General features: G+C 67.9%; 11 protein-coding genes. All 11 read left to right on the top strand.

Annotation, left to right across the window (positions count from 1 at the left end):
- Positions 1 to 146 precede the first annotated feature (146 nt).
- The 11 genes from dusB to R2601_RS18120 all read left to right on the top strand — a co-directional run bounded on the left by dusB (position 147) and on the right by R2601_RS18120 (position 13933).
- Positions 147 to 1130, top strand: a complete 984-nt coding sequence (dusB, locus tag R2601_RS18170; protein WP_007800982.1) for a tRNA dihydrouridine synthase DusB — start codon at positions 147 to 149, stop codon at positions 1128 to 1130.
- Entirely contained in the window at positions 1127 to 2212 is a 1086-nt protein-coding gene (locus R2601_RS18165) for a two-component system sensor histidine kinase NtrB (protein WP_007800980.1), read from the top strand. The genes dusB and R2601_RS18165 overlap by 4 nt, the downstream gene beginning before the upstream one ends.
- Positions 2212 to 3585 (top strand): response regulator, encoded by a 1374-nt coding sequence (locus R2601_RS18160; protein WP_007800978.1) that lies wholly within the window; start codon positions 2212 to 2214, stop codon positions 3583 to 3585. The genes R2601_RS18165 and R2601_RS18160 overlap by 1 nt, the downstream gene beginning before the upstream one ends.
- A 186-nt stretch (positions 3586 to 3771) precedes the next feature.
- Positions 3772 to 5994: a sensor histidine kinase NtrY-like gene (locus tag R2601_RS18155; RefSeq protein ID WP_007800976.1), complete on the top strand. Its 2223-nt coding sequence runs from the start codon at positions 3772 to 3774 to the stop codon at positions 5992 to 5994.
- The gene (gene ntrX, locus R2601_RS18150; protein ID WP_007800974.1) at positions 5991 to 7409 is read left to right on the top strand and encodes a nitrogen assimilation response regulator NtrX; all 1419 of its coding nucleotides are present in this window, start codon (positions 5991 to 5993) and stop codon (positions 7407 to 7409) included. The genes R2601_RS18155 and ntrX overlap by 4 nt, the downstream gene beginning before the upstream one ends.
- Positions 7390 to 7998, top strand: a complete 609-nt coding sequence (locus R2601_RS18145; RefSeq protein ID WP_007800972.1) for a hypothetical protein — start codon at positions 7390 to 7392, stop codon at positions 7996 to 7998. Before ntrX ends, R2601_RS18145 begins: the two co-directional genes overlap by 20 nt.
- A 229-nt stretch (positions 7999 to 8227) precedes the next feature.
- Positions 8228 to 9604, top strand: a complete 1377-nt coding sequence (gene trkA / locus R2601_RS18140; RefSeq protein ID WP_007800970.1) for a Trk system potassium transporter TrkA — start codon at positions 8228 to 8230, stop codon at positions 9602 to 9604.
- A 4-nt stretch (positions 9605 to 9608) separates the two neighbouring features.
- On the top strand, positions 9609 to 11123 hold the full coding sequence (locus tag R2601_RS18135) for a TrkH family potassium uptake protein (protein ID WP_007800967.1): 1515 nt from the start codon (positions 9609 to 9611) through the stop codon (positions 11121 to 11123).
- 232 nt (positions 11124 to 11355) lie between these two features.
- Entirely contained in the window at positions 11356 to 11595 is a 240-nt protein-coding gene (gene hfq, locus R2601_RS18130; RefSeq protein ID WP_007800966.1) for an RNA chaperone Hfq, read from the top strand.
- 17 nt (positions 11596 to 11612) lie between these two features.
- Positions 11613 to 12866, top strand: a complete 1254-nt coding sequence (gene hflX / locus R2601_RS18125; protein ID WP_007800964.1) for a GTPase HflX — start codon at positions 11613 to 11615, stop codon at positions 12864 to 12866.
- Positions 12867 to 12940: 74 nt separating this feature from the next.
- On the top strand, positions 12941 to 13933 hold the full coding sequence (locus R2601_RS18120) for an FUSC family protein (RefSeq protein WP_007800963.1): 993 nt from the start codon (positions 12941 to 12943) through the stop codon (positions 13931 to 13933).
- Positions 13934 to 13937: the final 4 nt, after the last annotated feature.

Here is a 13937-nt window from a genome sequence, read left to right as displayed (position 1 = left end):
CGCTGCCCCGGCGCTGCGCAATGCGACCAGAAGGGGCGATCAAAAATTAGGCAAGCTGCGATGAGATGGGGCGATAAACCCTTTGGGCAATTGAATGTCGCGACATCACAGGTTACCTCACAAGCATCTGCACAAGGAATAGGCGCTTGAGTATCCTCCTCGGAGACAGGTCGATCACTCCCCCCGTCCTGCTGGCCCCGCTGGCGGGAATCACCGATCTGCCCTTCCGCACCCTCGTGTCGCGATGGGGCGCGGGGCTTGTCGTGTCCGAAATGATCGCCAGCGGCGAGTTCCTCACCGCACGCCCCGGCACCCGCGAAAAGGCCGAGCTGGGCGCCGCGATCGAGAACACCTCGGTCCAGATCGCCGGCCGCGCCCCCGAGCCGATGGCAGAGGCGGCGCGCATGGTCGCCGACATGGGCGCGCGGGTGATCGACATCAACATGGGCTGCCCGGCCAAGAAGGTCACCGGTGGCTACTCTGGGTCCGCGCTGATGCGCGATCCCGACCACGCCCTCCGGTTGATCGAGGCCGTGGTCGCGGCAGTGGATCTGCCGGTGACGCTCAAGACCCGGCTGGGCTGGGACGATGGCAGCCTGAACGCGCCCGAACTTGCGGCGCGGGCCGAGGCGGCGGGCATCCGGATGATCGTGATCCACGGCCGCACCCGCTGCCAGTTCTACAAGGGCCGCGCCGACTGGGCGGCCATCCGCAAGGTGAAAGAGGCGGTCAGTGTGCCGCTGGTCGCCAATGGCGACATCACCGACGCGGCAAGCGCCCGCGAGGCGCTGCGCCTGTCGGGCGCTGATGGCGTGATGGTCGGGCGCGGGGCGCAGGGGGCGCCGTGGCGCCTGGCCGAAATCGCCCACGCGCTCTACGGAGCGCCGCTGCCCGAGATCCCCGAGGGTGCGGCTCTGACCGATCTGGTGCGCGAGCACTATGATCGGATGATCGATTTCTACGGCCCCGAGCTTGGCGTGCGCTGCGCGCGCAAGCATCTGGGCTGGTACATGGACGCCGCCGGTACCGATGCCGCGATGCGCCGCAAGGTGCTGACCGAGCGCGACCCCTCCCGGGTCGGTGCATTGCTCAAGCCGGCGCTTGAAGAGGCCCTCGAGGAGGCCGCATGAACACCGAGATCCAAGGCCAGCTCTGGTCCTCCCTGCCGATCCCGGCGATCCTTCTGGACGCCGAGGAGCGCATCGCCGACATGAATCCGGCCGCCGAAGGCTTCATGAACAACTCGGCCAAGTGGCTGATCGGGCAGCCGATCTGGGATCGGCTTGCGGTCGACGCGCCGCTCGAGGAAAGCCTTGCCCGGGCGCGCGAGAATGGCACGCCGCTCTTCGTCAACGATGTCGACGTGGGCACCGGGGCGCGCCCGCCGCTGGTCTGCAACCTGCAGATCGCGCCGGTCCAGAGCCATCCCGGCTGGTTCATCATGCTGATCTCCCCGCGCGAGCTTGCCGGGCGGATGACCCAGAGCCATTCGGTGAAATCGGCGGCCAAATCGGCCATCGGCATGGCCGAGATGCTGGCGCACGAGATCAAGAACCCGCTCGCCGGCATCGCCGGCGCGGCGCAGCTCCTGAGCATGAGCCTCAGCAAGGACGACCTCGAGCTCACCGACCTCATCGTTGCCGAGACGCGCCGCATCGTGAAGCTGCTCGAACAGGTCGAGCAGTTCGGCAACCTTTCGGCCCCCGAGAAGAAGCCCGTGAACATCCACGACGTGCTCGACCGGGCGCGGCGCTCGACCCAGCTCGGTGCCGGGGCGCACATGAAATTCATCGAGGAATACGACCCCTCGCTGCCGCTCGCCTACGGCGATCCAGACCAGCTTCTGCAGGTGGTTCTGAACCTGCTGAAGAACTCGGCCGAGGCGGCGGACCAGAAGGCCGGCGGCACGATCCGCCTGCGCACCTTCTACGAGCATTCCTTCCGCATGCGCCGGGCCGATGGCTCGACCCAGAAGCTGCCGCTGCAGATCGAGGTGATCGACGACGGCCCCGGCCTGCCGGACGACATCAAGGGCGACGTGTTCGACCCGTTCGTCTCGGGCAAGGAGAACGGCACCGGCCTCGGCCTCGCGCTGGTGTCCAAGATCATATCCGACCATGACGGCTGGATCTCGGTGGACTCCGTCCCCGGCCGCACGGTCTTTCGCATTTCGCTTCCGCGCGCCCCGCGCGAGACTGAGGAGAAGAGCTAATGGACGGCACCGTTCTTGTCGCAGATGACGACCGCACCATCCGCACGGTCCTGACCCAGGCCCTGACCCGGGCCGGTTGCAAGGTGCACGCGACCTCGTCGCTGACCACGCTGATGCGCTGGGTCGGCGAAGGGAAGGGCGACGTGGTGATCTCGGACGTGGTCATGCCCGATGGCAACGGGCTCGAGATGCTGCCGAAGATCCATCAGGACCGGCCCGAGCTGCCGGTGATCGTGATCTCGGCGCAGAACACCATCATGACCGCGATCCAGGCCGCCGAGGCCGAGGCCTATGATTACCTGCCCAAGCCTTTCGACCTGCCGGACCTGATGAAGCGCACCGCCAAGGCGCTCGACAATCGCAACCGCACGCCGAAGCGCGAAGAGGTGGCGACGATCGGTGCCGACGGCCCGGACGAGCTGCCGCTGGTCGGCAAGACCCCGGCGATGCAGGCGCTCTACCGCCTCGTGGCGCGGGTGATGAACACCGATCTGCCCGTCCTGATCTCGGGCGAGAGCGGCACCGGCAAGAGCCTGATCGCGCGGGCGATCCACGATTTCTCCGACCGCCGCACGCTGCCCTTCGTCACCGTCACCGGGGCCGACCTGTCGGATCTCGAGGGGCCGGCGCGGGTGCTCGCGCGGGTCAAGGGCGGGACTCTGCTGATCGACGAGATCACCGACATCCCCGACGAGATCCAGGCCCGCGTCGTGCGGATGATGGATATCCCCGGCGAACACGTGCCGCGCTTCATGGCGACCTCGCAGGGCGATCTGGCGCAGGCGATGGAAGAGGGTCATGTGCGTCAGGATCTCTACTATCGCCTCTCGGGCGCGACCATCAACGTGCCGAGCCTGCGCGAGCGGGTCGAGGACATCGCGCTGCTCACCGACCACTTCCTCGCCCGAGCCGAGCGTGAGGGCGCGCCCAAGCGCTGGCTCTCGGCGGATGCGGCCGAGCTCTTCCGCGCCTATAGCTGGCCGGGCAACGTGCGCCAGCTCGAGAACTCCGTGCGCCGCCTGAGCCTGACCAGCCGCGCCGAAGAGATCAGCCGCCCCGAGGTCGAGGCGGTGCTGGGCAACCAGCCCGACACCGGCCCGATCCTGCGCGGCGGAGATGCCGAGAAGCTCGGCACATCGGTGGCCCGCCACTTGCGCCGCTATTTCGACCTGCACGGCAACATGCTGCCGCCTCCGGGGCTTTACGCGCGCATCCTCAAGGAGGTCGAGGCGCCCCTGATCGAGATCGCGCTAGAGGCGACCGGCGGCAATCAGGCGAAATGTGCCGATCTTTTGGGAATCAACAGAAATACGCTGAGAAAGAAGATCACCGACCTCGATATTCGCGTGACACGCCGCCGCAAACTGATGTAAAACCGCCACAGAGATGTGGCCGCGCTGCTTCGCTTTCGGCGAAAGTGGCGAAGAAGCCACAAGATATGGCGGTTCGCTGCATCGAGCAGCACATCAGGATGAGGTCGGCCTGTGGCCATCCGGGCACGGAAATCAGTCTCGCGCAGCGCGGCGTGGTCAAAGCTGGCCCGTCTGCGGCGTCAGCGCATGGTACAGAACATCGCGGCCCTGGGTCTCGTGATCCTCGGCCCGCTGCTGGCGCTGATGACCTTCATCGCGCTTGGCCCGCTCGACAAGGGCAGCGGGCCGGAACTGAGCCTCAGCCTCGTCCTTCTGGCCGATCTGATCTACGTCCTGCTTCTGGCGACGCTGGTCCTGGCCCGCGTCGCCCGGATGATCGCCGACCGCCGGGCGCAATCCGCGGGCTCGCGCCTGCACCTGCGCCTGACCGGGGTGTTCGCGCTGATGGCGCTGCTGCCCACGGTGACGGTCGCGGTCTTCGCCGTGCTCACCATCAATATCGGCCTCGAAACCTGGTTCTCGAGCCGGGTGCAGAACGTCGTCGGTGCCTCGCTCGCCGCTGCCGAGGCCTATGAGGAAGAGCAGCGCCGCGGCCTGGCCGAGGACGTCGACGCGCTGGCGCGCTTCGTCGACAACGCCCGCCGTGCCAACTTCGCCTTCGATGACGGCGACATCCGGCAGATCCTCGCGCAGGGGCAGGGGCAGGTGCAACGCGGCCTGCGCGAAGCCTACGTGATCGACGGCGCCGGCGAGATCCGCGCCCGGGGCGAACGCTCCTACCTCTTCGACTACGAACAGCCCACCATCGCCCAGTTCGCGCTTGCCGAGGAAGAGGGCGTGGTGATGATCCCCGACTGGGACAATCACGAGCTGCGCGCGCTCACCCCGCTGGATGCCTATGCCGACCGCTATCTGTATGTCAGCCGCGCCGTCGACGGTAACCTTCTGAACCTGCTGGATGAAACCCAGGCCACGGCACAGTTCTACCAGCAGCAGGAAAGCGAGCGCGGGCGCCGCCTGTTCGACTTCGCGCTGCTCTATCTCGGCTTCGCCGTGCTGCTGATCCTTGCCGCCACATGGCTCGGCCTGTGGTTCGCCGAGCGCCTGTCGCGCCCGGTCGGCCGCCTGACCGGCGCCGCGCAGCGCGTTGGCGCGGGCGATCTTGACGTGCAGGTGAAGGAAGAAGAGGGCGACGACGAGATCTCGATGCTCGGACGCTACTTCAACCAGATGACCCGCCAGCTCAAGGCGCAGCGCGAGACCCTGCTCGAGAACACCCGCCAGATCGAGCGCCGCCAGCGGCTTTTCGACAGCGTGCTCTACTCGGTCACCTCTGGCGTGGTCGGGCTCGATGACAGTGGCCGCGTCACCTTCGTGAACCGCTCCGCCGAGCGCCTGCTGGGATGGCACGAAACCAAGTCCGAAGTGCCGATCACCGTCGCCGTGCCCGAGTTCGGGGCGCTGTTCGACAAGCTGATGGCGACCGGGCAGGAGACCGCGCAGGAAGAGGTCAAGGTCAGCCGCGAGGGCCGGCTCGAGCACTTGCTGGTGCGCATGTCGCTGCGCCGCCGCGACGACGGCTCGCTCGAGGGCTACGTGGTCGCCTTCGATGACGTGACCGATCTGGTCAGTGCGCAGCGTATGGCCGCGTGGGGCGACGTGGCGCGCCGCATCGCCCACGAGATCAAGAACCCGCTGACCCCGATCCGGCTCTCGGCAGAGCGCATCAAGCGCAAGTTCGGCCGCCAGATGCAGGGCGAGGATGCCGAGAAGCTGGACCAGATGACCGAGGTCATCGTGCGCCAGACCGAGGACCTGCGCCGCATCGTCGACGAGTTCTCCAAGTTCGCCCGCATGCCCGAGCCCGAGCGCCGCCCCGAGGACGTGGTGACGCTGCTGCGCGGTGCGGCGCTGCTGCAGGAGACCGGCCAGCCCGACGTGCGCTTCGTCATCGACCTGCCGGAGGCCGAGATGCCTGCCGAGCTTGATGCGACGATGATCGGGCAGGCGCTGACCAACATCATCAAGAACGCCGGCGAGGCGATCGAGTCGCGTGTCGAAGGCGGCGCGCCGGAGGGGTACGCCCCGGAGATCCGCGTCAGCCTCACCGAAGAGGACGGCCGCGCGCTGATCCGGGTGATGGACAACGGCATCGGCTTGCCGGAGGACCGGGCGCGGCTCTTCGAGCCCTACGTCACCACCCGCGACAAGGGCACCGGCCTCGGCCTGCCCATCGTGAAGAAAATCATCGAGGAGCATGGCGGCAGCCTCGCCCTCGAGGACGCGCCGCTATTCGACGGCGACACCCATGCCGGGGCGATGGCGGTGATCCGCCTGCCGCTCGGGTCGATGCCGGCGGATCCGGCGCAGAAGCAGAAGATCATTGCAGAGTTAGAGGGGCAGACATGAGTGACATCCTGATCGTCGACGACGAGCGCGACATCCGCGAGCTGATCGGGGACATCCTCGAGGACGAGGGCTTCAGCACCCGGCTGGCGGCCAACAGCTCCGAGGCGATGACCGAGGTCAACGCCGAGCCGCCCGGGCTGATGATCCTCGACATCTGGCTGAAGGACAGCAAGATGGACGGCATCGACATCCTCAAGACCGTCAAGCGCGACAACCCCGATATCCCGATCATCATCATCTCGGGGCACGGCAATATCGAGATCGCCGTGGCGGCGATCAAGCAGGGCGCCTATGACTTCATCGAGAAGCCGTTCAACATCGACCAGCTGCTGGTGGTGATCCGCCGCGCTATGGAGACCTCGCGCCTGCGCCGCGAGAACCAGAAGCTCAAGCGCCGCGAGACCGAGGTGGCGCAGATGGTCGGCGACAGCGCCGCCTTCCGGGCGCTGGTGAGCCAGCTCGACAAGGTGACCAAGTCCAACGGTCGGGTGATGCTCACCGGCCCCGCGGGATCGGGCAAGGAGGTGGCGGCGCGCTACATCCATGCCAATTCAGGCCGCGCGCAGGCGCCCTTCGTGACGGTCAACTGCGCCGGGGTCGAGCCCGAGACCATGGAAGAGGTGCTGTTCGGACGGGAAAGCCCCGAGCGCGGCATCGAGCCGGGCCTCCTGGAGCAGGCGCATGGCGGGGTGATCTATTTCGACGAGGTTGCCGACATGCCCGGCGGCACCCAGTCCAAGATCCTGCGCGTGCTGGTGGACCAGTCCTTCACCCGGGTCGGCGGCTCCGACAAGGTGCGCGTCGATCTGCGGGTGATCTCCTCCACCAACCGCGATCTCGACGCCGAGATCGACGCCGGCCGCTTCCGGCAGGAACTCTACCACCGGCTCAACGTGGTGCCGATCGCGGTGCCGAGCCTCGAGGACCGGCGCGAGGACATCCCGATGCTGGCGGCGCATTTCATCGAGGCCTGCAACAAGAGCCAGGGCCTGCCGGTGCGCCCGCTCTCCGAGGACGCGGTGGCGTTGATGCAGACCATGGTCTGGCCCGGCAACGTGCGCCAGCTCAAGAACCTCGTCGAGCGGGTGCTGATCCTCGGCGAGGGCACCGGCCCGATCGAGGCCCGCGAACTGCCGCAGGATGCGCCCTCGGGCGTCGAGGAGGAGGGCCGCGTGGTGCTCTCGGGCACGCTGGCGACGCTGCCGCTGCGCGAGGCCCGCGAGGCCTTCGAGCGCGAGTACCTGCTGACCCAGATCAACCGCTTCGGCGGCAACATCTCCCGCACCGCCGCCTTCGTCGGCATGGAGCGCTCGGCGCTGCACCGCAAGCTGAAGTCGCTGGGCGTGGTGACCGGCTCGAAATCCGGCGGCCGCATGGCCTATGTGGACGAGGACCATGTCCAGCAGGCAGGCTGACGCGGCGCTGCTCGCGCTGGCGCTGTTGCTCGCAGGCTGCGGCGCAACGGTGTCGACAAAAGGCAGCGTAACCGCGCCGCCCGCCGCCGCCACCGAGGCCCGCGAGGCACGGATCGCCGAGGTCACCCGGGCGCTGCTGGCGCTCGGCCCTTCGGTCGATCCCGCCGAGGCGGCCCGCGCCGCCCGCATCGCGGTCGAGGTGCCGCTCGCGCGCGCCCGCGACTGGCAGGTGACCGACCCGCCGCTGGTGCACAATTTCAAGGTCGTCAACGGGCTGCGCGACAAGGGCGTGTGCCAGGATTTCGCCGACGCGCTCGAGATCGCGCTGGCCGGCGAACGGTTCCGCACCCTCGAGTTGCACAGGGCCATCGCAAATGCCCGCAACCTCAAGCTCGAGCATGCCACGGTGATCGTCACCGCCAGCGGCGCGCCGATGGAAAGCGGGCTGGTGCTCGATCCCTGGCGCACGGGGCAGGGCCGTCTCTGGGTCGGCCGCGTCACCGAAGATCCCGACTACCACTGGGAGTCCCGCGCCGCCGTGCGCGCGTGGCACGCCGCGTGGAAAGCCCGCACCAAGGCCGGGACCTGACGCCGGCAGGTCTTCTTCTGGCTCGAAATATCCCGGGGAGTTTGAGGGGCAGCGCCCCTCATCGGCCCACCACGTGCCACGCCGCGAGGCATCGGCCCAAGCGCGCTCGGACCGCCTTCAAAGGCCGCAGTCCCGCGCGTCCGGCGGGCCCTGAGGGCAACCGCCCGTTGACGCTCTGGCGCGCCCGTGTCATGCCAACGAGACGTCTTGGGCCAACCACGAGGAACGGATGAAGGTCATCATTTGCGGGGCGGGGCAGGTCGGATGGCAGATCGCCCGGCACCTCTCGGGCGAGCGCAACGACGTCACCGTCGTCGACAGCAACCCCGATCTCGTCCGCCGTGCCACCGATACGCTCGACGTGCAGGGTATCGCGGGCTTCGCCTCCTACCCGGACGTGCTCGAAAAGGCCGGTGCGCGCGATGCCGACATGATCATCGCCGCCACCCATTCCGACGAGGTCAACATGGTCACCTGCCAGGTGGCCCACTCGGTCTTCGCGATCCCGCGCAAGGTGGCGCGGCTGCGCTCGCAATCCTATCTCACGGCGATCTATTCCGATCTCTACCGTCGCGATCACATGCCGATCGACGTGGTAATCAGCCCCGAGCGCGAGGTCGCCGAGGCGGCGCAGCAGCGCCTCTCGGCGCCGGCGGCCTTCGACACCGAGCGCTTCCTGCAGGGCGATGCCCAGCTGCTGGGTCTGACCATCGACGATGACTGCCCGATCGTGAACACGCCGCTGCGCCAGCTCTCCGACCTGTTCTCGACCCTGCGTGCGGTGGTGGTGGGCGTGCGCCGCGAGGGCACGCTTTTCGCGCCCGAGCCGGGCGACCAGCTTTTCGCAGGCGATTCCTGCTACGTGGTGGTGCATCACGAGGATATCCGCCGCACCCTCGAGATCTTCGGAAAGTCGCTGCGCAAGCAGGAGCGGGTGGTGGTGATCGGCGGCGGCAACGTGGGCCTTGCCGTGGCCAGCGCGCTCGAGAAACGCACCGAGCGCATCCGCGCCAAGGTGATCGAGCGCGACCGCAGGCGGGCCGAGCGCGCGGCCGATGCGCTCGAGCGGACCATCGTGCTGCATGGCGACGGGCTCGACGCGGCGCTGCTGGCCGAGGCCGGCATCGACCGAGCCGACGCGGTGCTCTGCGTCACCGACGACGACAAGACCAACATGCTGGCGGCGGTGCGCGCCAAGGCGGCGGGCTGCCCGATGGCCATTGCGCTGGTCAACGACCCCACCATGGTGCCGCTGATGGAGCCGCTGGGCGTCGACGCCTATATCAACCCCCGCGCCACCACGGTGAGCTCGATCCTGCGCCACATCCGCCACGGGCGGGTGCGTTCGGTCTACTCGATCGGCGATGCCGAGGCCGAGGTGATCGAGGCCGAGGTGCTCTCGACCTCGTCGCTGGCGGGCAAGATGATCCGCGAGATCGACTTTCCCGAGGGCGTGCTGGTGGGCGCGGTGCGCAAGGGAGACAAGGTGGTCAAGATCACCGGCGACCTGCGCATCGAGGATGGCGACCGCGTGGTGATCTTCGCGCTGGCCAAGGACGTGGCGCAGGTCGAGCGGCTGCTCCAGGTCTCGATCGATTTCTTCTAGGCCGATGCGCGCGCTGTCCCGAACGCCGCTGCTGCTCCTGCTGACCGGGATCGTCTGCGCCTCGATGATCCTGCCGGCGGCGGTGTCGCTCTCCGAGGGCGAGTATCACGACGCGCGCAGCTTCTTCTACGCCGCCATCGTGGGGCTGGTGCTCACCGTGCTGATCGCCATCGCCCAGGCCACACGGCGGCACAACCGGAACGCCTCGCGCCAGCTGCTGGCGCTGATGACCGCGTTCATCGTGCTGCCGGCGGTGATGGCGGTGCCATTCCACGAGGCGGTGCGCACGACCAGTTTCCTCAACGCCTTCTTCGAGATGGTCTCGAGCTTCACCACCACCGGTGCGACCCTGTTCGACGCGCCGCGCCTGTCCTCGGCCGAGCATCTCTGGCGCGCCCAGGTCGGCTGGCTCGGCGGTCTGCTGATGTGGGTGGCGGCGGCGGCGATCCTCGCACCGCTGACGCTTGGCGGTTTCGAGATCACCGCCCGTGGCGAGCCGGGCCAGAGCGTCGATGCCGGGGCCACCTTGCGCGACCTGTCGGACCCGGCCGAGCGGCTGTCGGTCACTGCGCGCATGCTGGTGCCGATCTATTGCGGGCTGACGCTGGCGCTGTGGATCATGCTGATGATCGCGGGCGACCCGCCGTTGCTGGCGGTCAGCCACGCCATGTCGACGATGGCAACCTCCGGCATCTCGCCGCTTTCGGCACCGCTCAGGGCGCCTTCGGGCATCGCGGGCGAGATGATCGTGTTCTGCTTCCTGTTCTTCGCGCTGTCGCGGCTGACCTTCTCGGGCGACACCGGCGCCTCGTACCGGCCCGGCCTGCGCGAGGATCCCGAGTTCCGCATGGGCCTGGCGCTCGTCATCGTGGTGCCGGCGCTGCTGTTCCTGCGTCACTGGATCGCCGCCTTCGACGTCGGCGAAGAGCAGAACCTCCTGCAGGGGCTGCGGGCGCTGTGGGGCGGCATCTTCACCGCGCTGTCCTTCCTGTCGACCACCGGGTTCGTGAGCGCCGACTGGGCCGAGGCGCGCAGCTGGTCCGGGCTCGAGACCCCGGGGCTGATGCTGATGGGGCTGGCGATCATTGGCGGCGGCGTCGCCACCACCGCGGGCGGCGTGAAGCTGCTGCGCATCTACGCGCTCTTCCTCGCCGGCAAACGCGAGCTTGAGCGGCTGGTGCATCCGCATTCGGTCGGCCATTCCGGCGTCATGGCGCGGCGGATGCGGCGGCAGGGCGCGTTCATCGCCTGGGTGTTCTTCATGATGTTCGCGATGTCGATCGCCGCGTTCTCTCTGGTCTTCAGCCTGTTCGGGCTGGATTTCGAGAACGCCATGACGGTCACCATCGCGGGGCTGACCAATTGCGGCCCGCTGCTGCGCGCGGCGGCCGAGATGCCGGTCGATCTGGCGGGACTGAGCGGCGGCGCCAAGCTGACCTTCGCGGCGGCGATGGTGCTGGGCCGGCTCGAGCTGCTGGCGATCATCGTGCTTCTCACGCCGGGGTTGTGGCGCGACTGAAGTGCTGTCCCATGCCGCATCGGGCCGGTGCCGTGGGCGCATTCCGTGGCGTCACGGGCGGCGGGGCTCCGCGGCCCACACCTGCATCTGTGTGAGGCAGAGGGCTTGCGGGCACCGCTGATCGGGGCTACGGGCCTATTTTTACACTGGAAGTTCCGCTGTACGCGATACATACTCGGCAAAACGAGGGAAGGCCGCAAAGCGGCAAAGAGCAAGAATAAAGGCAATTTCAATGGCTTCGGACAGACAGAACCTGCAGGACGCATTCCTTAATCACGTCCGCAAAACCAAGGTTCCGGTGACGGTTTTTCTGATCAACGGCGTCAAACTTCAGGGGGTTATCACCTGGTTTGACAATTTCTGCGTGCTGCTGCGCCGTGATGGCCAGTCCCAGCTTGTCTACAAGCATGCGATCTCGACCATCATGCCGTCGCAGCCGATCAACCTCTATGACGGCGACGGCAACGATTGAAAGAACACGCAACGCATGTGACCCGCGCGTGGGTCCTGCATCCTGACATCCGGTCGGACCGGGATCGGCGCGACGCGGATATGGCCCTCGAGGAAGCGGTGGCTCTGGCCGCGGCGCTTCCCGACCTCGAGATCGTCGGCAGCGCCGTCGTGCCGCTGCGCGATCCCCATCCCGGACATCTCTTCGGCACCGGCAAGATCGAGGAGCTGCGCGAGCAGATCCACGATGCCGAGGTCGAGCTGGTGCTCGTCGATGGCCCGGTGTCGCCGGTGCAGCAACGCAACCTCGAGAAGGAATGGAAGGTCAAGCTGCTCGACCGCACCGGCCTGATTCTCGAGATCTTCTCCGACCGCGCCGCCACCCGCGAGGGTGTTCTGCAGGTCGAGATGGCGGCGCTGAGCTACCAGCGCACCCGGCTAGTGCGGGCCTGGACCCACCTTGAACGGCAGCGCGGCGGGCTCGGCTTCGTCGGCGGCCCCGGCGAAACCCAGATCGAGGCCGACCGGCGCGCGATTGACGAGCAACTCGTGCGGCTGCGCCGTCAGCTCGAGCGCGTGGTCAAGACCCGCGACCTGCACCGCAAGGCGCGGGCCAAGGTGCCGTTCCCGATCGTGGCGCTGGTGGGCTACACCAACGCCGGCAAGTCGACGCTTTTCAACCGGCTCACCGGGGCCGAGGTGATGGCCAAGGACATGCTCTTTGCCACGCTCGACCCGACCATGCGGGCGGTGAAGCTGCCCACGGGCATCGATGTGATCCTGTCGGACACGGTGGGCTTCATCTCGGACCTTCCCACCGAACTGGTCGCGGCCTTCCGCGCCACGCTCGAAGAGGTGCTGGCCGCGGATATCATCGTGCATGTGCGCGACATCTCGCACCCCAACACCGAGGAGCAGGCCGCGGACGTGGCCGCGATCCTCGACAGTCTCGGGGTCGACGAGGAAGTGCCGCTGGTCGAGCTGTGGAACAAGACCGACCGTCTTGCGCCGGATGTTCACGAGGGCGTGCTGCAGCGTGCGGCGCGTGAAGAGAACATCTTCGCGGTGTCTGCGCTCACCGGCGAGGGACTCGACACCATGCTCGAGGCCATCACCGAGCGGCTGCAGGGCGAGACCCTCGAGGAAGAGCTTCGCCTTGCCTTCGACGACGGCAAGCGCCGCTCGTGGCTGTTCAAGAAGGGGCTGGTGCAGGGCGAGGCGCAGGACGAGGACGGTTTCGTGCTTCAGGTGCGCTGGTCCGCCAAGGACCGCGCCCAGTTCGAGACGCTCTGATCTCACGCGGGGATGGCGCGCCGGTCGCGGCGTGCTAGCCTGCGCCGCGACAGTCCCAGAAAGAGACCCCTGCCATGGCCGAGCACAGCCGAGTGACCTCGTGGTTCATCGACGGGCCGCGCAAGATGGGCTGGTCCGACGTCGGCATCATGATGCTGGCGGTGGGCGTGCCGCCGTTGGTGGCGGTGCTGGCCTTCGGACCGATCGGTATGGCGGCCTTCGCCGCGTCGATGCCGGCGCATCTGGCCGCGCGCGAGGGCGGGGCGCCGGTGGCGCTGCTGGCCACGATGGTCACCGGGCTCGGTGGCATGGTGGCGATCGCCGATCCGGTGATGGCGCTGATGGTGGCGGGATGCCTTGCGGCGATGACCGCCATCGCGGCGCATCACCGGCTGGCGCGCCCGGCGATGCGGGCATTGCTGACGTGGACGCTGTTCACCTCGCCGCTGATCCCCTCCGACAACCTGCCGCAGCTCTTGGCGATCTACCTCGCCGGCATGGTGTGGAGCATCTCCGTCACCTCGCTGGCCAGCAGGGTCGGCGTGCCCGAACCGCCGAAGCCGGTGAGCCGCGTCTACAGCTTCACCTTCGGGGTGATCTTCGGTGTCGGGCTGGTGAGCGCGGTCTGGCTCGGCCAGCGCGCCTTCGGTACGCATGGCTTCTGGCTGCCGCTGACCTTCGTGATCCTGTCGATGCCGCCCTATGGCACGCTGTTCTCGCGCAGCCTGATCCGCACGCTGGCGACGCTGCTCGGCGCGGCTGCCTCGGTGGCGCTGACGCTTCTCGCGCCCCCGCAATGGCTGACCATCGCGCTGGCGCTGCTCTGCTTCCCCGTCGCGTTCCGCTTCATCCCACGCAGCTCTTTCGTCGGCACCGCGCTGCTGACGTTCACCATCCTCGAGATGCTGTCGCTGATCTCGGATATCGACGTGCTCGCGGTGGAGCGGGTCGAGACGGTGATCCTCGCCAGCCTGATGACGCTGGGGCTCGGGCTGGTGGCGGCGGGTGCGCTCTGGGTCCTGAAGCGCGACGCCCTGCACGAGATCGTCGGCCGCGATCAGGGCTGAGCGG

Origin of the sequence: Salipiger bermudensis HTCC2601 (assembly GCF_000153725.1) — a bacterium.
In the GTDB taxonomy this organism is placed as follows: Bacteria; Pseudomonadota; Alphaproteobacteria; order Rhodobacterales; family Rhodobacteraceae; genus Salipiger; species Salipiger bermudensis.
This window is presented reverse-complemented; position numbering and strand designations above follow the sequence as displayed.